This is a genomic window from Streptomyces sp. NPDC051913, assembly GCF_044593635.1.
GTDB lineage: Bacteria > Actinomycetota > Actinomycetes > Streptomycetales > Streptomycetaceae > Streptomyces.
On record NZ_JBIUCI010000002.1, the window covers coordinates 622,763 to 642,407 of the forward strand.

At 71.9% G+C, this 19,645-nt stretch carries 21 protein-coding genes; 12 read left to right on the forward strand and 9 right to left on the reverse strand.

The window, feature by feature from the left end; translation table 11 throughout:
• Positions 1–43 precede the first annotated feature (43 nt).
• Positions 44–670, forward strand: coding sequence for a winged helix-turn-helix transcriptional regulator (locus ACIHIX_RS08000; protein WP_399951408.1), 627 nt, complete (start codon positions 44–46; stop codon positions 668–670).
• 44 nt (positions 671–714) lie between these two features.
• Here the strand turns inward: ACIHIX_RS08000 and ACIHIX_RS08005 are convergent, their stop codons facing one another.
• Genes ACIHIX_RS08005 through ACIHIX_RS08015 form a run of 3 tightly spaced genes read right to left on the reverse strand, consistent with a single transcriptional unit; the run spans position 715 to position 4,311 of the window.
• Complete coding sequence (locus ACIHIX_RS08005) at positions 715–1,524, reverse strand: hypothetical protein (protein WP_399951410.1); 810 nt, start codon at positions 1,522–1,524, stop codon at positions 715–717.
• Positions 1,524–2,789: a VWA domain-containing protein gene (locus tag ACIHIX_RS08010; protein WP_399951412.1), complete on the reverse strand. Its 1,266-nt coding sequence runs from the start codon at positions 2,787–2,789 to the stop codon at positions 1,524–1,526. Before ACIHIX_RS08010 ends, ACIHIX_RS08005 begins: the two co-directional genes overlap by 1 nt.
• 25 nt (positions 2,790–2,814) lie before the next feature.
• On the reverse strand, positions 2,815–4,311 hold the full coding sequence (locus tag ACIHIX_RS08015; RefSeq protein ID WP_399951414.1) for an IucA/IucC family protein: 1,497 nt from the start codon (positions 4,309–4,311) through the stop codon (positions 2,815–2,817).
• Positions 4,312–4,398: 87 nt separating this feature from the next.
• On the opposite strand from ACIHIX_RS08015, the gene ACIHIX_RS08020 reads away from it, so the two are divergent.
• The 3 genes from ACIHIX_RS08020 to ACIHIX_RS08030 are packed head-to-tail and all read left to right on the forward strand — an operon-like array spanning position 4,399 to position 7,071.
• A complete protein-coding gene (locus ACIHIX_RS08020) occupies positions 4,399–5,856 on the forward strand; it encodes an IucA/IucC family protein (RefSeq protein ID WP_399951416.1) in 1,458 nt (485 codons plus the stop codon).
• 22 nt (positions 5,857–5,878) lie between these two features.
• Entirely contained in the window at positions 5,879–6,784 is a 906-nt protein-coding gene (locus ACIHIX_RS08025) for a HipA family kinase (RefSeq protein WP_399951417.1), read from the forward strand.
• Positions 6,781–7,071 (forward strand): SelT/SelW/SelH family protein, encoded by a 291-nt coding sequence (locus tag ACIHIX_RS08030; RefSeq protein WP_399951420.1) that lies wholly within the window; start codon positions 6,781–6,783, stop codon positions 7,069–7,071. The genes ACIHIX_RS08025 and ACIHIX_RS08030 overlap by 4 nt, the downstream gene beginning before the upstream one ends.
• Before the next feature lies 1 nt (position 7,072).
• Here the strand turns inward: ACIHIX_RS08030 and aceB are convergent, their stop codons facing one another.
• Together aceB and ACIHIX_RS08040 are read right to left on the reverse strand one after the other, a co-directional pair.
• Positions 7,073–8,707, reverse strand: a complete 1,635-nt coding sequence (gene aceB, locus ACIHIX_RS08035) for a malate synthase A (protein ID WP_399951423.1) — start codon at positions 8,705–8,707, stop codon at positions 7,073–7,075.
• 187 nt (positions 8,708–8,894) lie between these two features.
• Entirely contained in the window at positions 8,895–9,494 is a 600-nt protein-coding gene (locus tag ACIHIX_RS08040) for an NTP transferase domain-containing protein (RefSeq protein ID WP_399951426.1), read from the reverse strand.
• A gap of 192 nt (positions 9,495–9,686) precedes the next feature.
• Here ACIHIX_RS08040 and ACIHIX_RS08045 point away from each other — a divergent pair, with 192 nt between their 5' ends.
• A complete protein-coding gene (locus ACIHIX_RS08045; RefSeq protein WP_399951429.1) occupies positions 9,687–10,001 on the forward strand; it encodes a DUF5955 family protein in 315 nt (104 codons plus the stop codon).
• An 83-nt stretch (positions 10,002–10,084) separates the two neighbouring features.
• Here the strand turns inward: ACIHIX_RS08045 and ACIHIX_RS08050 are convergent, their stop codons facing one another.
• The gene (locus ACIHIX_RS08050) at positions 10,085–10,444 is read right to left on the reverse strand and encodes a hypothetical protein (protein ID WP_399951432.1); all 360 of its coding nucleotides are present in this window, start codon (positions 10,442–10,444) and stop codon (positions 10,085–10,087) included.
• Positions 10,441–11,235: an IclR family transcriptional regulator gene (locus tag ACIHIX_RS08055; protein WP_399951435.1), complete on the reverse strand. Its 795-nt coding sequence runs from the start codon at positions 11,233–11,235 to the stop codon at positions 10,441–10,443. Before ACIHIX_RS08055 ends, ACIHIX_RS08050 begins: the two co-directional genes overlap by 4 nt.
• 252 nt (positions 11,236–11,487) lie before the next feature.
• On the opposite strand from ACIHIX_RS08055, the gene allB reads away from it, so the two are divergent.
• Together allB and alc are read left to right on the forward strand one after the other, a co-directional pair.
• A complete protein-coding gene (gene allB / locus ACIHIX_RS08060) occupies positions 11,488–12,825 on the forward strand; it encodes an allantoinase AllB (protein ID WP_399951437.1) in 1,338 nt (445 codons plus the stop codon).
• 49 nt (positions 12,826–12,874) lie between these two features.
• Positions 12,875–13,990, forward strand: coding sequence for an allantoicase (gene alc, locus ACIHIX_RS08065; protein WP_399951440.1), 1,116 nt, complete (start codon positions 12,875–12,877; stop codon positions 13,988–13,990).
• Between the two features lie 58 nt (positions 13,991–14,048).
• Here the strand turns inward: alc and ACIHIX_RS08070 are convergent, their stop codons facing one another.
• The gene (locus tag ACIHIX_RS08070) at positions 14,049–14,795 is read right to left on the reverse strand and encodes an SDR family oxidoreductase (protein ID WP_399951443.1); all 747 of its coding nucleotides are present in this window, start codon (positions 14,793–14,795) and stop codon (positions 14,049–14,051) included.
• A 100-nt stretch (positions 14,796–14,895) separates the two neighbouring features.
• On the opposite strand from ACIHIX_RS08070, the gene ACIHIX_RS08075 reads away from it, so the two are divergent.
• From ACIHIX_RS08075 to ACIHIX_RS08090, 4 genes are all read left to right on the forward strand, one after another.
• On the forward strand, positions 14,896–15,711 hold the full coding sequence (locus ACIHIX_RS08075) for an AIM24 family protein (RefSeq protein WP_399951445.1): 816 nt from the start codon (positions 14,896–14,898) through the stop codon (positions 15,709–15,711).
• A gap of 88 nt (positions 15,712–15,799) precedes the next feature.
• Positions 15,800–16,426 (forward strand): dihydrofolate reductase family protein, encoded by a 627-nt coding sequence (locus tag ACIHIX_RS08080; protein WP_399951448.1) that lies wholly within the window; start codon positions 15,800–15,802, stop codon positions 16,424–16,426.
• 91 nt (positions 16,427–16,517) lie between these two features.
• Complete coding sequence (locus ACIHIX_RS08085) at positions 16,518–17,423, forward strand: DMT family transporter (protein ID WP_399951450.1); 906 nt, start codon at positions 16,518–16,520, stop codon at positions 17,421–17,423.
• A gap of 85 nt (positions 17,424–17,508) precedes the next feature.
• Positions 17,509–17,898, forward strand: a complete 390-nt coding sequence (locus ACIHIX_RS08090) for a ribonuclease domain-containing protein (RefSeq protein WP_399951452.1) — start codon at positions 17,509–17,511, stop codon at positions 17,896–17,898.
• A 40-nt stretch (positions 17,899–17,938) separates the two neighbouring features.
• On the opposite strand, the gene ACIHIX_RS08095 is transcribed toward ACIHIX_RS08090, so the two are convergent.
• A complete protein-coding gene (locus ACIHIX_RS08095; RefSeq protein ID WP_399951455.1) occupies positions 17,939–18,139 on the reverse strand; it encodes a hypothetical protein in 201 nt (66 codons plus the stop codon).
• 169 nt (positions 18,140–18,308) lie between these two features.
• Here ACIHIX_RS08095 and ACIHIX_RS08100 point away from each other — a divergent pair, with 169 nt between their 5' ends.
• The gene (locus tag ACIHIX_RS08100; protein ID WP_399951458.1) at positions 18,309–19,568 is read left to right on the forward strand and encodes a histidine kinase; all 1,260 of its coding nucleotides are present in this window, start codon (positions 18,309–18,311) and stop codon (positions 19,566–19,568) included.
• Positions 19,569–19,645 lie beyond the last annotated feature (77 nt).

The following is a 19,645-nucleotide window of genomic DNA, read 5'->3' on the forward strand; positions in this document are numbered from 1 at the left end:
GTGGCAGCTTGGAAAGTCCAATGACTTGTCTACACTGCGACGCATGCCATCTCGCCGAAGCTACGACCAGTACTGCTCCGCCGCCCGCGCGCTGGACACCGTCGGTGACCGCTGGACCCTGCTGATCGTCCGTGAGCTGCTCGCCGGCCCGCGCCGCTACACCGACCTGCACGCGGACCTGCCGGGCGTCAGCACGGACGTACTGGCCTCCCGGCTGAAGGACATGGAGCGGGACGGACTCGCGACCCGGCGCAGACTGCCCCCGCCCGGCGCCGCCAACGTCTACGAACTCACCGCCCGGGGAAGGGCGTTGCTGCCCGTCATCCAGGCGCTGGGCGCGTGGGGCGAGGCGGAGCTGGGGGAGTTGCGGCCCACCGACGCCGTACGGGCCCACTGGTTCGCGCTGCCGCTGCTGCGCGCGCTGGAGGGCGAGGGGCTCGTCGAAGTCCGGCTGGAGGAGGGGGACTTCCACCTGTACGTCGGCGCCGAGGACGGACCGGTCCACGGCCACGGTCGCGCACCCGGCGAGCCCGACGCCCGGCTCTCCATGGACGTCGACACCTGTACGGCCGTCGCGCGCGGCGAGCTGAGTGTCGCCGACGCGGTGCGGGGCGGCCGTATCGAGGTGGAGGGCGACGGGACGCTGGCCAAGGGGCTCAGGAACGCATGAGAAAGGGCCCGCTGCCTTTACGCAACGGGCCCTTTGACGCACCGTCAGGCGCTCGGCGGCACCCGAGACGGCCGACCCGACCCGCGTGTCAGCGAGTACCCGCCGACACCTGCGAGCGCGGCCAGCACACCGCCCACCGCGGTCCACACCCAGCGGTCGGACCACCAGCCGCCGGCCCAGCCGTCCTCCGGCTCGATGCTGGACAGCACGGCCGACGTCGACGAGTCGTCCTCGGAGGCGTCGGTCTCCGTCTTCACCGAGATGCCCGGCACGAGCGGCTTCGCCAGCGAGCCGTCCACCGCCGCCGCGCCGCCGATGTCCTTGGAGTTCACCTCGACCGAGGTCTCGACGGGCTGGCCGAGGTCGGCGGTCGTGAGGTCGACGGCCGTCAGCCGGACGTAGTACGTGCCGGGCAGCGGGTCGCCCGCCCACGGCTCCGACCAGGCGCGGACCGTGCGCAGCACGCACGCCAGCTCCACGGAGGTCGCGCCGGCCGCCGCGGTGCGGGTCTGTGCCCCGTACTGGCAGGCCTGGCGGCGCCGCAGACCGTCGTACACGTCGACCTGCCAGGTCTGCGCGGCATGCGTCCCGGGCAGCTTCACCGTCGCCTCGACGGTGGGGCGCTGTCCGGCGTCCGCCGGGAACGACCAGTACAGGAAGTCACCGGTGGAGCCGCTCGCGGTGGCCTGCTGCCCCTGCTCGAACTCGGTCGCCGTCCGGAACGACGTACCGGCCGACGTGGGCGCGGCACCGTCCGAGGAGGCCGACGGGGACGGCGAGGAGTCGGCCGCCGCGGGCGCCACGGCGAGCCCCAGCGTCAGCAGCGCCGCACCCAGCACTCGTGTGAAACGCATCAGTTGGTCCTCCAGACCGCGAGGCGCCAGCGCGAGAGCCAGCCCCAGACGAGACCGGCGAGGAAGCCGGTGAGGATCAGCGCGCCCAGCAGCCACCAGCCGCGCCCGAGGCCGAACGAGGCCACGTCGCTCGACGCCGAGGGGGCGTCCACGACGTCCACCGTCAGCTCCAGCGGCAGACCCGGCGTGGTCTTCACGCCGGAGGCCGGCGAGAAGGAGTTGGTGACCTGGAGACACACGGTCTCGGCGGCCGGATCGTCCTCGTCGCTGTCCGCCTTCGGATAGCGCAACCCCGTCGAGATCACGTCCGTACGGCCGTTGCCCGAGGTCTCGCCGCGCACGATCTCACGGCCGTGCACGGTCACCGCCCGCAGCAGCACCCCGTAGGAGGGGTTCACGGCGCGGTCGGCCGCCACGCTCACCGAGGCGCGCAGTTCCTGGCCGGGCTCGACGTCCACCCGGTACCAGCGCTGCCGTCCGAACTCCTCGCGGTCGGTGAACAGACCCGACTGCAGCGTGGGCGCCTTCGCGCACTGCTCGGCACCCTCGGTGGCCACCGGCGTCACCACCGGGTCGGCCGCCCGGTCCACCAACTGGTTGACCTTGTCGGAGAGTTCCTCGGTGTGCTCGACCGAGGTGTACGTACCGCCGGTCGCCTCGGCGATGCAGCTCAGCTGCTGCCGCATCTTGGTGTTCGGGACCAGGCCCAGGGTGTCGATGGTCAGACCGATGCCCTTGGCCGCGATCTCCCGGGCCACCTCGCACGGGTCGAGCGGGGCGCAGGTGTCCTCGCCGTCACTGATCAGCACGATCCGTTTGGAGGAGGCGCTGTCGGTGAAGTCGTCGGCGGCCTTCAGCAGCGCCGGGCCGATCGGCGTCCAGCCGGTGGGCGAGAGGGTCGCCACCTGCGTCTTGGCCTCGGTGCGGTCCAGCGTGCTGACCGGATAGAGCTGCGCGGTGTCCTTGCAGCCCGTCTTCTGGTTGTCGCCGGGGTAGTTGGCGCCGAGGGTCCGGATGCCGAGCTGGACCTCCTCCGGGGTCGCGTCCAGCACCTCGTTGAAGGCCTGCTTCGCCGCCGCCATCCGGGTGCCGCCGTCGATGTCCGCCGTCCGCATGGAGCCGCTGACGTCGAGGACGAGGTCGACCTGGGGCGCGGTCCCGCCCGTGGGTTCACCGGCGACCGCCGCGACCGGGACGACGATCCCGGCCGTCAAGGCGGCGAGCAGGGCGCACACTCCTGCCGCCAGCCGTTGTCTTGTGATCATCGGCGGATCCTATTGACCGGAGGTGTCACCCTCCAAAACGAAGCGGGTTCGGCAGCCCGGCCCACTGGTCCCCGGGCGTCCCCGGCGACAGCCGCATCAGCGTCAACGCCTTGGTGGGCAGAGGTTTTTCGCGGAGCGCCGCGAGATCGGGGGTGTCCGGAAGATCTCTCACGACGGTCTCCAGTGCCCTGCGCAGCGCCGCTCCCGACCCCGCGGTGCCCGCCAGCGCCCCCGCCACCAACGCCCCGAACAGCTTGCGCCGCAGCGCGCTCTCGTCATCGGTGACGACCCGGCCGCTCAACTCCGGTACGGGGATGCCGTGCCGGGCCAGCCGGGCCGGGCTGACGCGGATGTCGGCGAGGTCGCGGTAGACGAGCCGCAGGGGCGCGCCGTTCGCGGACAGCACGACGAGGAGGTTCTGGCCGTGCGCCTCCAAAGCCACCCCGAGGTCCAGCAGTCGCAGTCCGACGGTCAGCGCCAGCCGGGTGAACTCCGCGAGCCAGGCCGCGCTCGACGGCAGGTCGGTGGTGGCGAGGGCGGCCACCGGCACGACCCGCTCGCCGTTTCCGGCGTACGTCTGCGGCGACTCGCGCAGCACGGCGGCCAGGTCGGGGGAGTCGGCGGTGACCGCGCCCAGCGTGCGGGTGAAGTGCAGCAGTCCGTCCGTGCGGGCCGCCAGCGACTCCGCGAAGGCCGACAGGGTCGCCGACATGCCGATCGAGTAGACCGAGATGTCCCGCACCGACGACGTCAGCCGGGCGCTCAACGCGGTCTTCACATGGGGGCCTTCACCGCTCAGGGCCAGCGTGCGCAGCGACATCAGCGGATGCGCGGCCGGACCCTCGTCGCCGACCCGCTTCAGCACATGGTCCGCCTGCCAGGGGTGCACGGGAATCAACAGTCGCCCCCCGTCCCGCATTTCGTCGGGCCATCCGCCCGACACCAGACATTCCGCCGCCGGAACCGGGACCGTCCGCAGCCCCACGAGCGGCCGGTGCTCGGGCCCGTACGCCAGCTGCTCCGCCACCGAGAAACCGGGTCGGGAACGGCAGTTGGGGTGGAACGGATGCCCGTCCACCACCCGCTGCTCCCACTCCCAGTCGGCCACGGGCCACTCCTTCGGTGCGGCCGTCGGCTGCCCGGCCCGTGACAGGGCCAACGACGCCACACTGTGGCCGAGTTCGGCCGCCAGATCGCTGCCGTGCGGCACCCCGAGGCCGGTCATGAGCCGCGCGGGATCGTCATACGTCCTTCCGTCGAGCCGTACGTCGGTGACGTACGCGGCGGTCGCGTACGGGTCGGCCGCCGGACCGGCGAGCCGCCGTCCGTCCCGCAGGCGCAGGGTGCGGCCGTCCCGGCCGGTGATCCAGGGCAGCGGCTCGTACGCCAGCGCCCGCCACAGCCGGGTCAGTACGGCTGCCCGGGCGCCCGGCAGCTCGGCCGCGTACCGCGACACCAGGTCGGGGCGCGCCTCGGCCAGCTCCTCGGCGACCTCGGCCTCGGCGGTGGGGGAACGGTGCACGGATGGGCTCCTCGGGTACGAATAGGTGGCACGGCGGGAGGCCGGCGACAGAGATACTGATCGTCTCCGCCCGCACGTAGAGAACGAGTGAAACGCGTGGACCTCACCTCCCCGGCCGCCGCCGACGCCTATGCTGCCGCGCCGCTGCTCAACTGCCTGCTGCGCGAGGTCGCCGAGGCGCTCCCGGGCGCCGGCGAGGTGCGCACCCACAGGCTGCCGAGCGGCCGGCTGCTGCGGGTGCGCGGTGCGCGGCGGCCGGGGGAACCCGAGGTGAACACCGACGGCCACTGGCACCGCATCGGTCACACCGAACTCGTCAAGCTCGTCGCCGAGGAGCTGACCTTCCACACCGGTCTGTCCAACCACGACCTCCCCGCCGAGATGATCGACAGCCGGGACGCGGTCGCGGCGATCCTGACGGCACGCGTGCGTGCGACGCCGCCCACGGACCCGTATCTGCGCTCCGAGCAGTCCCTGCTCACCGGCCACCCCTACCACCCCGCTCCCAAGGCCCGTGGCGGCGGCCCGGTCGCCCGCTGGCTGCCCTTCGCCCCCGAGGCCCACGCCCGCTTCCCGCTGACCCTGCTCGGCGTGCGCGAGGACACGGTCGTCGAGGAGGGCGACACCTCGGCCCTGGACTCCCTCGGCGAGGCCCCGCCCGGCTACCGTCTGCTGCCCGCCCACCCCTGGCAGCTCGACCTCGTGGACCTCGCGGACGCCTTCGCCGACGGCCGGCTGATCCGGCTCGGCACAACCGCCTTCGACGCCTGGCCCACGGCCGCGATCCGCACGCTCTACGCCCCCGAGCGCGACCTGTTCCTCAAGTTCAGCCTGGACGTGCGCATCACCAACGACATCCGCCGCCTGTGGCGCCACGATCTGCGCGCACTGAGGCGGACCGACCGGGCGGCCGTCAAGGCGTTCGCTGACGGCCCCGCCGCCTGGCTCTCCGACCGCGGCTACCGCACCGCCGACTTCGCCTTCGAGGAACTCGCCGTCCTGGTCCGCGACGGCTTCCGCGGCCATCTCCGCCCCGGCGCGACCCCGCTGCTCGCCGCCGGACTCGTGGAGGGCTTCGAGGGCGCCCCGTCCGGCGGTACGGCCTGGTGGGAGGCGTATCTGCGGGCCGTCGTACCGCCCGCCCTCGTGGCCTTCGCCGACCACGGCGTCGTACTCGAGGCGCACCTGCAGAACACCCTGGTCGCCGTGGACACCGACGGCATGCCCGTGCAGGCCCTGTTCCGGGACGCCGAGGGCGTGAAGCTGCTGACGGACGTGGAGCGGGCGGCCGGGTGGGAGCGGCTGGTGTACTGCCTGGTGGTGAACCATCTGTGCGAGGTCGCGGCCGCCCTCGCCGAACGCCGGCCCGGTCTGGACCCGTGGCCCGCCCTGCGCCGGGAACTGGCCCGTCACGACCTCCCCGAGATCACGGCCCTGCTCACCTCGCCCACCCTCCCCGGCAAGACCAACCTGCTGCTGCGCTGGACGGGGGCGGACGGGGCGGACGCCCGCTACCTGCCGCTGCCCAGCCCACTGGCACGGTGAGCGCTGGCATACCCTGGCCGGTGTGCTGCGCGAAGTGACTGCTGTTCGATACGTGACCCCGCTGCGGTCAGGCGGTTCGGTGCCCGGGGTCGTCGAGGCCGACGACCTGGGGACGTACGTCGTCAAGTTCACCGGCTCCGCGCAGGGCCGCAAGGCGCTGGTCGCCGAGGTGATCGTCGGTGAGCTGGCCCGCGCGCTCGGGCTGCGCTTCCCCGAGCTGGTCCTGGTCCACTTCGACCCGGCGATCGCCGACAGTGAGCCCCACCAGGAGGTGCGGGAGCTGCACGGTGCCAGCGCGGGCCTCAACCTCGGCATGGACTATCTGCCGGGCGCGCGGGACTTCACCCCGGAGGTCGCCCAGGCGTTCCCGGTCGACGCGCTGGAGGCGGGCCGGATCGTCTGGCTCGACGCGCTGACCGTCAACGTGGACCGCACGGTGCACAGCTCGAACCTCATGGTGTGGCCCACGCTCGGTGTCGCGCCCCCGCGCCTGTGGCTGATCGACCATGGCGCCGCGCTCGTCTTCCACCACCGCTGGGACGGCTCCGATCCCGCCAAGCGCTACGACTTCCGGCACCACGCCCTCGGCCACTCCGCTCCCGACGTCCGGGCCGCCGACACGGAACTGGCCCCCAAGGTGACGCCGGACCTGCTGCGCGAGGTGACCGCGGCCGTCCCCGACGCCTGGCTCACGGACCACGCCACCCCCGACCAGGCACGCGAGGCGTACGTGGCGTACCTCCACGCGCGCGTCGAGGCGTCGGCCGACTGGCTGCCCACGGACTTCCCCACCCGTGCGGAACTCGCCGCCGAGGAGGCCCGTCGGGCGGCGAAGAACCAACGAGGACGTCCCGCATGGCTCAAGCAGGTCCCCGATCTGCACGGCAAGCCCGCGGCTGAACAGGATTGGTCGGTGCACCTCGGATGAGCCCGCACGCACCCGTCGTACAGATCGAGTACTGCACCCAGTGCCGCTGGCTGCCCCGCGCGGCCTGGCTGGCCCAGGAGCTGCTCACCACCTTCGAGCAGGAGCTGGGCGAGCTGTCCCTCAAGCCCGGCACCGGCGGCGTCTTCGTCGTCCGGGTCGACGACGAGGTCGTCTGGGACCGGCGCGAACAGGGCTTCCCGGAGCCCACGGCCGTGAAGCAGGCCGTACGCGACCGAGTGGCCCCGGGAAAGTCCCTGGGCCACTCGGACAAGGCGGTGCCGCAGTAGGTCAGCCCTTGAGCTGCTCGTACGCGGGCAGCGTCAGGAAGTCCGCGTAGTCGTCGTCCAGCGACACTTCGAGCAGCAGGTCGTGCGCCTGCTGCCAGTGGCCGGCCGCGAACGCCTCCTCGCCCAACTCGGCCCGGATGTTGGCGAGTTCCTCGGCGGCGACCTTGCGGGCCAGCTCCGGGGTGGCCTTCACTGTGCTTCCTGCGTGCTCGAACTCGACGCCCGCGTTGATCCACTGCCAGATCTGGGAGCGGGAGATCTCGGCGGTGGCCGCGTCCTCCATCAGGTTGAAGATGGCGACCGCGCCGAGCCCGCGCAGCCAGGCCTCGATGTAACGGACGCCCACCTGAACGGCGTTGACCAGTCCGTTGTACGTCGGCTTGGCGTCCAGCGAGTCGATCGCGATCAGGTCGGCGGCCTCGACGTGGACGTCCTCGCGCAGCCGGTCCTTCTGGTTCGGCCGGTCGCCGAGGACCTTGTCGAAGGACTCCATGGCGATCGGGACCAGGTCGGGATGGGCCACCCAGGAGCCGTCGAAACCGTCGCCGGCCTCACGGTCCTTGTCGGCCCGGACCTTCTCGAAGGCCACCTTGTTGACCTCGGCGTCCCGGCGCGAGGGGATGAACGCCGCCATGCCGCCGATCGCGTGCGCACCGCGCTTGTGGCAGGTGCGGACGAGGAGTTCGGTGTAGGCGCGCATGAACGGGGCGGTCATCGTGACCAGGTTGCGGTCCGGGAGGACGAACCTGGCGCCGCCGTCACGGAAGTTCTTGACGATGGAGAACAGGTAGTCCCAGCGGCCGGCGTTCAACCCGGAGGCGTGGTCGCGGAGTTCGTAGAGGATCTCCTCCATCTCGTACGCCGCCGTGATCGTCTCGATCAGGACGGTGGCGCGGATGGTGCCCTGCGGGATGCCGACGTAGTCCTGGGCGAAGACGAACACGTCGTTCCACAGCCGGGCTTCGAGGTGCGACTCGGTCTTCGGGAGGTAGAAGTACGGGCCCTTGCCGAGGTCGAGCAGCCGCTGGGCGTTGTGGAAGAAGTAGAGGCCGAAGTCGACGAAGGCGCCGGGCACGGCGTTGCCGTCGGCGTCGACGAGGTGGCGCTCGTTCAGGTGCCAGCCGCGCGGGCGCATGACGACCGTCGCCAGCTCCTCGTTCGGGCGCAGGGCGTACGACTTGCCGGACCGCTCGTCGGTGAAGTCGATGTTCCGGGTGTAGGCGTCGGCGAGGTTGACCTGGCCGAGGATCACGTTCTCCCAGGTCGGCGCGGAGGCGTCCTCGAAATCCGCGAGCCAGACCTTGGCGCCCGAGTTGAGGGCGTTGATGGTCATCTTGCGGTCGGTGGGGCCGGTGATCTCGACGCGGCGGTCGTTCAGGGCGGCGGGGGAGGGGGCGACCTTCCAGGAGTCGTCGGCGCGGATCGCGGCCGTCTCCGGGAGGAAGTCGAGGGTGGAGGTGCGGGCGATCTCGGCGCGGCGCTCCGCGCGACGGGCGAGGAGTTCCGCACGCCGGGGCGTGAACCGGCGGTGCAGCTCGGCCACGAAGGCGAGGGCCGCGTCGGTGAGGACCTCCTCCTGCCGCGGCAGGGGCTCGGCGTCGACGATGGCCAGCGGGGACGGCGCTGGTGCGGACATGAGCTGTCACTTCCTTCAGCGAGCGTGGCACCGGGTGCCAGTCGAACCGGGTACGGCGAGGAACGCCCCCGGAGTGGTAGGGCGCTTCTGATCAGTGGATATTAGTTTCCTCATCGTGGAAGTTCAATGGTTTGTTGATATCGAGATTCTCTGAGTCGAGGAAAGGTGGCGCTCGGTGCCACCCCGCTCACTCAAGGTGGTGCAGATCCTCGACGGTGTCGATGTCGTAGGGCCGGGCGATGTCACCGCACTCGATGAGCGCGACCTGCGCCGCGTGTTCCTTCAGATACGCGCGTGCCCCTCGGTCCCCGGTGGCAGTCGCGGCGATCCCCGCCCAGTGCGCGGACCCGAACAGCACGGGATGCCCGCGTACGCCGTCGTAGGCGGCGGCGACCAGGGAGTCCGGGGACTTGTAGGCGCCGCGCACGCGCGCGAACGCCGCCGCTCCGATACCGGGCTGGTCCACGAGCGACACCAGCGCCGCCCGCGCGTCCGTACCGGAGAACGACTCAAGACCCGCTCGAAGCGAGGAACCCATGCCCTGGGCCCACTCCGGGTTCTCGACGAGCACGCACCCGTCGAGATCGGCCTGGTTCCGTACGGCGTCGGCGGCGGCCCCGAGGACCACGTGCACGCGCGTGCAGCCGGCCGCGCGCAGGACGCTCACCGCGTGTTCCACCAGTGGCCTGCCGCGATGATCCAGCAGCGCCTTGGGTCGCCCGCCGAGCCGCCGCCCGCCGCCCGCGGCGAGAAGAAGGCCGGCGACCTGGTCTTCGTTGTCCGTCATGCGTCCTGCATACCCGACGTCCAGGTGAGTGGCCGGTTTCGAAGGGCTGAATTTCGGTCCGCGCAGTGGCGCGGCGCGCCCGGGGTGGCGTTTACTGACCCGCGTCCCCCGGCGCCCGACCAGCGCCACGGGGCTGTTTCGGGCGGGATCACGAGGTGCGGCGCACAACGGCGTGCGCTCGGGGGGAGAGCTGTGTTGCGGAGCTTGGGGCAGAGGCCAGTGACCGGCAGCGACGAGGATCCGAGGGTGGCGGAACTGCGGACCGCGGTGTCCCGGCTGCGCCGCGAACTCGCCGCGCACCCGGCCGAGTTCCCCGACCGCGTCATCGCCGAGGACGAGCTCGCCGCACTGGCCGCGATGACGATCGACGGGGCGCCGGAGATTCCCCGGCTGCGCCGCTCGCTGCTGCTGATCGCGGGGGCGATCGGGTCGGTCAGCGCGCTGTCGCGGGGGCTGTCGCAGGTGCGGGACGCGGTGGACCTGTTCGGGGAGCCGGGGCGGGGCTGACGGGCGTCCTCGGGGTTCAGCAGCCCCGGTCCGTGACCAGCTGCCCCCAGAAGGTGTGCGGGGCGTTGTCCCGAAGCCCGGGGTCAGCCGATGAAGTCGACGGCCGGGTGGCAGAGGTCCGCGTGGTACTCCCGCGGCGCCGGCGCGATGTCGGCCGCGGTGAGTGGTGCCGAGCGGAGGGCCAGGACCCGGCCGTCGCCCCGTGCCGCCCCCGTCCGCACCGTCAGATCGTGACTGCCCCACAGACCCAGGTCGTAGAACCGGTCGTTCGCGCCGGCCAGTTCACGCTCGCGCGGCCCCGCCAGGTTCGGTACGAGCGTCGGCTCGGCGTCGGTCTGGAACGACGGTGTCATGACGACGTCGTCCGGCAGCCCGTACGCGGCGAGAGCGAGCAGATCCGGCGCTGTCATCACCGCCGCCAGACGGTTCTCGACGGACGTCACGCCGGGCTCTGGCTGGCCAGCGCCTCCGACAGTTCGGTCGCCACCTGCTGGAGCACCGGCACGATCTTGTCCGTCGCCGACTCGGTGACGCGTCCCGCCGGTCCGGAGATCGAAATGGCCGCGGCGGTCGGGGAGTTGGGCACCGACACCGCGAGGCAGCGGACGCCGATCTCCTGCTCGTTGTCGTCGACCGCGTAACCGAGCTGCCGTACGTCGGCCAGGGCAGCGAGGAAGCCGTCCGGGGTGGTGATCGTCTTCTCGGTCGCGGCCGGCATGCCGGTGCGGGCGAGCAGTGCGCGCACCTCGTGGTCAGGGGTGTTCGCGAGCAGCGCCTTGCCCACGCCCGTCGAGTGCGGCAGGACGCGACGGCCGACCTCGGTGAACATGCGCATCGAGTGCTTGGACGGCACCTGGGCGACATAGACGATCTCGTCGCCGTCGAGCAGGGCCATGTTCGCCGTCTCGCCGGTCTCCTCGACCAGGCGGGCCAGGTAGGGGCGGGCCCAGGTGCCGAGCAGCCGGGACGCGGACTCGCCGAGGCGGATCAGGCGCGGGCCCAGCGCGTACCTGCGGTTGGTCTGCTGGCGGACGTATCCGCAGGCCACGAGGGTGCGCATCAGGCGGTGGATGGTGGGCAGCGGCAGCCCGCTGGTCGCGGAGAGCTCGCTCAGGCCGACCTCGCCGCCCGCGTCCGCCATCCGCTCCAGCAGATCGAAGGCGCGCTCGAGGGACTGGACCCCGCCACCGGCGGACTTGGCGGAGTCGGTGGTGCTGGCGCTGGACGTCGGCACGGCGCGTTCCTTTCGGGACCTGGCAGGAAGGGCAGAAGCCTACCCGGCGGTCGGTTGACTCCCCGGTTGTGCGTAGCTACGTTCTGCCTGTCGGAATTCTAATTCCGCTTTATGGAAACGTCCAGAGTGCGGGCGCCGGGGCCGCTGTAGCGAAGTGTGCCCTTGACGGCGTGAGAACGGGAGTGAAGACTCCTTCAACAGAAAGTTGAATTCCGTTACGTGGAAGTAAACCGGTGACTGAGAGGGGTTCGGGTGTCCGACGCTGAACTGGTGCTGCGCTCGACGCGCGTCATCACTCCGGAAGGGACGCGCGCCGCCTCGGTCGCGGTCGCCGCCGGCAAGATCGCGGCCGTACTGCCGTACGACGCCGAAGTCCCCTCCGGCGCCCGCCTGGAGGACGTCGGCGACCATGTCGTCCTGCCCGGCCTGGTTGACACCCATGTGCACGTCAACGACCCCGGCCGCACCGAGTGGGAGGGCTTCTGGACCGCCACGCGCGCGGCGGCGGCCGGCGGCATCACGACCCTCGTCGACATGCCCCTCAACTCCCTCCCGCCGACCACCACGGTCGACAACCTCCGCACCAAGAAGGACGTCGCCGCCGACAAGGCCCACATCGACGTCGGCTTCTGGGGCGGTGCCCTGCCCGACAACGTCAAGGACCTGCGCCCGCTGCACGAGTCCGGCGTCTTCGGCTTCAAGGCGTTCCTGTCGCCGTCCGGCGTGGACGAGTTCCCGCACCTCGAACAGGACCAACTCGCCCAGTCCCTGGCCGAGATCGCCTCCTTCGGCGGACTTCTCATCGTGCACGCCGAGGACCCGCACCACCTGGAGGCGGCCCCGCAGCAGGGCGGCCCCAAGTACGCCGACTTCCTTGCCTCCCGCCCCCGGGACGCCGAGGACACGGCGATCGCCCAACTCATCGCCCAGGCGAAGCGGTTGGACGCACGCGTGCATGTCCTGCACCTCTCGTCGTCCGACGCGCTGCCGCTGATCGCCGCCGCCAAGGCCGAGGGCGTCCGCATCACGGTCGAGACCTGCCCGCACTACCTCACGCTCACCGCCGAGGAAGTCCCCGACGGCGCCAGCGAGTTCAAGTGCTGCCCGCCCATCCGCGAGTCCGCCAACCAGGACCTGCTCTGGCAGGCGCTGGCCGACGGCACCATCGACTGCGTGGTCACCGACCACTCGCCGTCCACGGCCGACCTCAAGACGGACGACTTCGCGACGGCGTGGGGCGGCATCTCCGGCCTCCAACTGAGCCTCGCGGCGGTCTGGACGGAGGCCCGCAAGCGCGGCCACTCCCTCGAGGACGTCGTCCGCTGGATGTCGACGCGGACCTCGCAGCTGGTCGGCCTCGACCAGAAGGGCGCCATCGAGGCCGGCCGCGACGCCGACTTCGCGATCCTCGCACCCGACGAGACCTTCACCGTCGACCCGGCCGAGCTCCAGCACCGCAACCGTGTGACGGCGTACGCGGGCAAGACCCTGTACGGCGTCGTGAAGTCGACCTGGCTGCGCGGCGAACGCATCGTCGCGGACGGCGAGTTCACGGACCCGAAGGGCGAACTCCTCACCCGCACCCCCTGATCCTCACCACCGCACCCGCAGCGGCCGACCCTCCAGAAAGGCATCCTTCGTGACGGCGATCCCGAGCTTCACCGGCGACGCGAACCCCTACGGCGGCGGTGACCCGTACGCCGACTACCGCACCGCCGACTTCCCCTTCACCCAGTACGCCGACCTCGCCGCCCGGCAGCTCGGCGCCGGAGTCATCGCCGCCAACGACGAGTTCTTCGCCCAGCGCGAGAACCTGCTCCTGCCCGAGCGCGCCGAGTTCGACCCCGAGCACTTCGGGCACAAGGGCAAGATCATGGACGGCTGGGAGACACGGCGCCGCCGTGGCGCCTCCGCCGACCACCCGTGGCCGACCGCCGAGGACCACGACTGGGCGCTGGTCCGCCTCGGCGCGCCCGGGGTGATCCGCGGGATCGTCGTCGACACGGCCCACTTCCGTGGCAACTACCCGCAGGCGGTGTCGGTGGAGGGCACGTCGGTGGCGGGCTCCCCGTCCCCCGAGGAACTCCTCGGCGACGACGTGAAGTGGACGACGCTGGTCCCGCGCACACCGGTGGGCGGACACGCGGCCAACGGCTTCGAGATCTCCGTGGAGCAGCGCTTCACGCACCTCAGGGTCAACCAGCACCCCGACGGCGGCATCGCGCGCCTGCGCGTGTACGGCGAGGTCGTACCGGACCCGCGGTGGCTGGCGGTCCTCGGCACCTTCGACGTGGTCGCGCTGGAGAACGGCGGCCGGGCCGAGGACGCGTCCAACCTCTTCTACTCCCCGGCCTCCAACACCATCCAGCCGGGCCGCTCGCGCAAGATGGACGACGGCTGGGAGACGCGCCGCCGCCGTGACCAGGGCAACGACTGGATCCGCTACCGCCTGGTGGCCCAGTCCCAGATCCGCGCGATCGAGATCGACACCGCGTATCTGAAGGGCAACAGCGCGGGCTGGGCGTCGGTGTCCGTGCGGGACGGCGAGAGCGGCGACTGGCGGGAGATCCTCCCGCGCACCCGCCTCCAGCCCGACACCAACCACCGCTTCGTCCTCCCGACGCCGGCCGTCGGCACCCACGCGCGCGTGGACATCTTCCCGGACGGGGGCATCTCCCGACTGCGGCTGTTCGGTTCCCTGACCGAGGCGGGAGCGGCGGCTCTCGCGGCGCGGCACCAGGAGCTCGGCGGCTGACGCGCACGCGCGCGTGGGGCGCACCGGCTCGACAGCGCCGGTGCGCCCCACGCGGGTTTCACGCCGCGTGTCCTCCGTCCACCGCGAACTCCGCCCCCGTCACATACGCCGCCCCGGCCAGATACCCGACCGTCCCCGCGACCTCCTGCGCCGTCCCGAACCGCCCGAGCGCCGTCATGGCGGCCTGCCCCGCCGCGAACGGCCCGTCGGCCGGGTTCATGTCGGTGTCCGTCGGCCCGGGGTGCACGATGTTCGCCGTGATCCCCCGCCCGCCCAGCTCCCTGGCCAGCGCCTTCGTCAGCCCGACGAGCGCCGCCTTGCTCATCGCGTAGAGCGTGCCACCGGGCCCGGGCACCCGCTGCGTCATGCAGGTGCCGATCGTGATGATCCGCCCGCCGGCCCCCATCCGCGCGGCAGCCGCCTGCGAGGCCAGGAAGACCCCGCGGACGTTCACCGCCAGCACCCGGTCCACCTCCGCGAGCGAGAGGCCCTCCAGCGGCCCCAGCACCCCCACGCCCACGTTGTTCACCAGCACGTCCAGACCGCCCAGCGCCGCCGCCGCGCGCTCCACGGCCTCGGCCGCCTCCTCCGGGTCCGCGGAGTCCGCCCGCAGGGCCACCGCCCGCCGCCCCAGCGCCTCGACGGCCCGTACGACGTCCTCGGCCGCCTCCTTGTCCTTCACATACGTGAGCGCCACGTCCGCGCCCTCCCGCGCGAGCCGCAGGACCGTCGCCGCCCCGATACCCCGGCTGCCACCGGTGACGAGCGCGACCTTGCCGTACAGAGTTCCGTGAGTCGTTGTCATGCCTCCATCTCAGCGGCGCGCACCCGCGCGTGCTGGCGGCGAACGGACACCGATGTCACCGCTCCGGAACTCTTCCCTCCGCCTCCCGCGTTCTCCTCACGTGACCCTTCAGCAAGACATCGTCGGCAACGCCATGCAGATGGCGGTCGTCAGCCTCCAGCCCGGTCAGACCGTGTACTGCGAGGCCGGAAAGTTCCTGTTCAAGACCACGAACGTGACCATGGAGACCCGGCTCGGCGGCCCGTCGGACGGGGGCGGACAGCAGCCGCAGGGCGGCTCCGGAGGCATGGGCGGCATGCTCCGCCAGGCCATGGGCACCGCCATGCAGGTCGGCCAGCGTGCCCTGGCGGGCGAGTCGCTGGCGTTCCAGTACTTCACCTCGACCGGCGGCGAGGGCACGGTCGGCTTCGCGGGCGTCCTGCCCGGCGAGATGCGCGCACTGGAGCTCGACGGCACGCGCGCGTGGTTCGCGGAGAAGGACGCGTTCGTCGCCGCCGAGTCGACCGTCGACTTCGGCATCGCCTTCCAGGGCGGCCGGACCGGCCGCAGCGGCGGCGAGGGATTCATCCTGGAGAAGTTCACCGGCCGCGGCACCGTGATCATCGCCGGCGCCGGCAACTTCATCGACCTGAACCCGGCGGACTTCGGCGGCCGCATCGAGGTCGACACCGGCTGCGTCGTCGCCTTCGAGGAGGGCATCCAGTACGGCGTCCAGCGCGTCGGCGGGCTGAACCGGCAGGGCCTGATGAACGCCGTCTTCGGCGGCGAGGGCCTCTCGCTGGCCACCCTGGAGGGCAACGGACGCGTCATCCTCCAGTCCCTGACCATCGAGAGCCTCGCCAACGCCCTGAAGAAGGCGCAGGGCGGCGACAAGCAGGGCCCGACGGGCGGCCTGTTCTCCACGCACGCGGGCTGAGACCGCGCGGGCCCACCGATGAGTTGCGGGCGGGAGTGGGGTCTGAGGTGATGACAACAGACCCCACTCCCGAGAGAAGGCACCCGTCATGGGCAAGCTCGTCTCCCAGATCTTCGTCAGCCTCGACGGCGTCTACCAGGCCCCCGGCGGCCCCGAGGAGGACCCCGGGGGCGGCTTCGACCAGGGCGGCTGGACCGCCCCGTACGACGACGAGGACTTCGGCCGCTTCGTCACCGAGGTCTTCGGCCGGGTCGGCGCGTTCCTCCTGGGTCGCCGTACGTACGACATCTTCGCCGGGTACTGGCCGAAGGTGACCGACCCCGACAACCTCATCGCCGACCGCCTCAACGCCCTGCCGAAGTTCGTCGCCTCGTCCACCCTGACCGACCCGGAGTGGCACAACACCAGCGTGCTCGGCGGCGACCTCGCCAAGGAGGTCACCGCCCTCAAGGAGCGTACCGACGGCGAGCTCCAGATCCACGGCAGCGGAGCCCTCGTGCAGTCCCTGCTGAACCTCGACCTGATCGACACCTTCCACCTGATCACCGTCCCGGTCGTCCTCGGCGCCGGCCGCCGCCTCTTCGCCGAGGGCAGCCTGCCGACCGCCTTCGAGCACCGCAGCGGCCTCATCACCTCCAAGGGCGTCTCCATCCAGACGTACGACAAGGCGGGACGCCCGGAGTACGGCTCCTTCGACCTCCCCGAAAACGCCTAGCCCCAGGTCAGCCGCGCGGGTACGGTGATCGCTCCACGTGCGAGCCACCGACGTCTCCACATCCCTGAGGGAGACCGGGAGAGCCGCACCGATGTCCTCGATCGCCGTACCGGGCACGATCGCGCCCCGCCGCACCTGGCTGACCGACCTGCCCGTCCTGCTGGTGGCGGTCGTCTGGGGTGCGAGCTATCTCGCCGCCAAGGACATCACCACCGCGCGCACGGTCCTCGCGGTCCTGGTACTGCGGTTCGCGATCGTGCTGCCGGTCCTGGTCACCGCCGGATGGCGCGCGCTGCGCGCCCTGAGCGGCGCCCAGTGGCGCGGGGCCGGGGTGCTCGGGCTGATCCTCAGCGGGATCTTCCTGTTGGAGACGTACGGCGTCGTCCACACCTCCGCCACCAACGCCGGCCTGATCATCAGCCTCACCATGATCTTCACGCCGCTCGCCGAGGCCGCCGTGACCCGGCGGCGCCCCTCGCGGGCCTTCCTCGGCGCCGCCGCCCTCTCCGTGCTCGGCGTCGTCCTGCTCACGCAGGGCGGCGGCTTCACCGAGCCCTCCCTCGGCGATCTGCTCATGCTGCTGGCCGCCCTGGCCCGTACCGTCCACGTCCTCGCCATGTCCCGGATCAAGGCGGTGCGGGACGCCGACGCGCTGTCCCTGACCACCGTCCAACTCGGCGCGGCCGTCGTGGTGTTCGCGCTGCTGTCCACCGGCGCCGAGGCCACCCCGTGGGCGACCGCGGCGGGCTTCGGGGCGCGGGAGTGGGCCGGGCTGCTGTTCCTGTCCGCGTTCTGCACGCTGTTCGCGTTCTTCGTGCAGATGTGGGCCGTGCGCCGCACCTCCCCGTCCCGGGTCAGCCTGCTGCTCGGCACCGAGCCCCTGTGGGCCGCCCTCGCGGGGATCGCGCTGGGCGGCGAACGGCTCGGCGCGCTCGGTCTCGCGGGTGGGGCGCTGGTGCTTGTGGGGACCGCGTGGGGGCGCGGGGCCGCACGTTAACTCCCGGAAAACTCATCGGACGTGACGGGAAAATCTCCGCAGTTGTCATTGACATGCCACGGTCTACGCGCGTCATCATGAGGGCATGAGATTCCCCCCACGAATCACCCGCATCGGGGCCGCAGCCGCCCTCCTGTCCGGTCTTCTCGTCGGCGGAACCGTCGCGGCGGCTTCCCCCGCGGCCGCCGCGGTCGGCAACGTCTGTTACAGCGCCCTGCCCTCGCAGGCGCACGACACCCTCGACCTGATCGAGCAGGGTGGCCCCTACCCGTACTCCCAGGACGGCAGCGTCTTCCAGAACCGGGAAGGCGTCCTCCCCAGCCAGTCGAGCGGCTACTACCACGAGTACACGGTCATCACGCCCGGATCGTCCACGCGTGGCGCCCGCCGTATCGTCACCGGTCAGAAGAGCCAGGAGGACTACTACACGGCGGACCACTACGCCACGTTCCGCCTGGTCAACTACAGCTGCTGAGCCGAGGAACAGTGAGACCGGCCGGAGGTCCGGTCCGCGTTCAGCCGGACTTCCGGCTCTCCGCGGCGGCGAACAGCGCGATCGCCAGCACGAGCAGTGCGACGCTCGCGTAGAGCTCGTAGCCGTCGAGGAAGCCGACCTTCTGCACGAGCCCCCAGTGCCAGTCGGTGAACTCGTGCACCAGGCCGGCCACGCCCTGCACCAGGGCGAGAAATCCGAACAGCTCCAGCAATTGCTTCATGGCACGACCCTCGCCCCGCGGTCCCCCCACAGTCATCGGCCGCGGGGCGAGGCATGTCCGACGGAAGGTGCCGGCCGAATGGAGCCGAAGCGCCGAAAGTCGACGGTCCCGCGACTTTGGTAGCCGATCCCGTCCGCGCGGAGGTGACGCCGGGCTTGCGTGCGTAGATTTGTCGACCGTGAGCGGTGACAAGCAGACAGCGGTGCCCCAGTTCTTCGCGGGACGGCGCTGGCTGCTGCCCTCGGCGGTCCTGAACGAACTCGACCCCGACGCCGAGCGCCCCGGGCGGCGGCCCCGGCGTACCGCGCGCGACTGGCTCGTCGACTTCAGCTGCTTCGCGGTGGCCGTCGTCGTTGGCCTGGTCGGCGCGGAGTCCGTCGCCGACAACCCCCATGTCCCGGACAACCTGGCCCACCTCGACCAGTTGATCGGCGCGGTCGCCTGCGGCGCGGTCTGGCTGCGCCGCCGTTGGCCGCTGGGGCTGGCCGTGGCGACGGTCCCCGTGGGGATCGTCTCCGACACGGCCGGCGGCGCCTGCATGATCGCCCTGTTCACGCTCGCCGTGCACCGGCCCTTCCGGTACGTGGCCTGGGTGGGCGGCGCCAACATGGCACTGATCCCGTTCTACTTCTGGCTGCGCCCCGACCCGGACCTGCCGTACCTCGCCGCGGTGGTCATCATCGTGCTGCTGACCGCCGTGGTCATCGCCTGCGGCACGGTCGTCCGCTCCAAACGGCAGCTCATGCTGAGCCTCCGGGACCGCGCCCGGCGCGCCGAGAACGAGGCCAGGCTCCGTGCCGAGCAGGCCCAGCGGCTGGCCCGCGAGGCCATCGCCCGCGAGATGCACGACGTCCTCGCCCACCGGCTCACCCTGCTCAGCGTCCACGCGGGAGCGCTGGAGTTCCGGCCGGGCGCGCCCCAGGAGGAGGTCGCCCGGGCGGCCGGCGTCATCCGGGAGAGCGCCCACGAGGCCCTCCAGGACCTGCGCGAGATCATCGGCGTCCTGCGGGCGGGCGACCACGACGACACGGGCCGCCCTCAGCCCACGCTCGCCGCCCTGGACGCGCTGGTCGCCGAGTCCCGCGAAGCCGGCATGAAGGTCACCCTCGACCTCCGCGTCAGCGATCCCGCGGGCGTTCCCGCCTCCGTCGGCCGCACCGCCTACCGCATCGCCCAGGAGGGCCTCACCAACGCCCGCAAACACGCCCCCGGCACCGAGGTCGCCGTCACCGTCGAGGGCGCACCGGGCGCGGGCGTCACCGTCATCGTCCGCAACCCGGCGCCCGAGGGCGAGGTGAGGCCCGTGCCCGGCTCGGGGCAGGGGCTGATCGGCCTGACCGAGCGGGCGACCCTGGCCGGGGGCCGACTGGAGCACGGACCGGAGCCGGACGGGGGCTTCGGGGTGCGCGCCTGGCTGCCGTGGGGGTGAACGGGCCTTTGGGCGTGGCCGGTTCGGCCGGGCGGGGGCTCCGCCTCTCGTCGGTCCCTGCGTTCCCCGAAACCGTG

What these genes read in the sequence shown, in the direction of transcription:
- ACIHIX_RS08080 (WP_399951448.1), top strand. Translation starts at nt 15,800, where the DNA reads ATGGGCAAGCTCGTCTCCCAGATCTTCGTCAGCCTCGACGGCGTCTAC.
- ACIHIX_RS08010 (WP_399951412.1), bottom strand. Translation starts at nt 2,789, where the DNA reads ATGATCACAAGACAACGGCTGGCGGCAGGAGTGTGCGCCCTGCTCGCC.
- ACIHIX_RS08095 (WP_399951455.1), bottom strand. Translation starts at nt 18,139, where the DNA reads ATGAAGCAATTGCTGGAGCTGTTCGGATTTCTCGCCCTGGTGCAGGGC.
- aceB (WP_399951423.1), bottom strand. Translation starts at nt 8,707, where the DNA reads ATGTCCGCACCAGCGCCGTCCCCGCTGGCCATCGTCGACGCCGAGCCC.
- ACIHIX_RS08030 (WP_399951420.1), top strand. Translation starts at nt 6,781, where the DNA reads ATGAGCCCGCACGCACCCGTCGTACAGATCGAGTACTGCACCCAGTGC.
- ACIHIX_RS08070 (WP_399951443.1), bottom strand. Translation starts at nt 14,795, where the DNA reads ATGACAACGACTCACGGAACTCTGTACGGCAAGGTCGCGCTCGTCACC.
- ACIHIX_RS08005 (WP_399951410.1), bottom strand. Translation starts at nt 1,524, where the DNA reads ATGCGTTTCACACGAGTGCTGGGTGCGGCGCTGCTGACGCTGGGGCTC.
- ACIHIX_RS08085 (WP_399951450.1), top strand. Translation starts at nt 16,518, where the DNA reads ATGTCCTCGATCGCCGTACCGGGCACGATCGCGCCCCGCCGCACCTGG.
- ACIHIX_RS08040 (WP_399951426.1), bottom strand. Translation starts at nt 9,494, where the DNA reads ATGACGGACAACGAAGACCAGGTCGCCGGCCTTCTTCTCGCCGCGGGC.
- ACIHIX_RS08090 (WP_399951452.1), top strand. Translation starts at nt 17,509, where the DNA reads ATGAGATTCCCCCCACGAATCACCCGCATCGGGGCCGCAGCCGCCCTC.
- ACIHIX_RS08000 (WP_399951408.1), top strand. Translation starts at nt 44, where the DNA reads ATGCCATCTCGCCGAAGCTACGACCAGTACTGCTCCGCCGCCCGCGCG.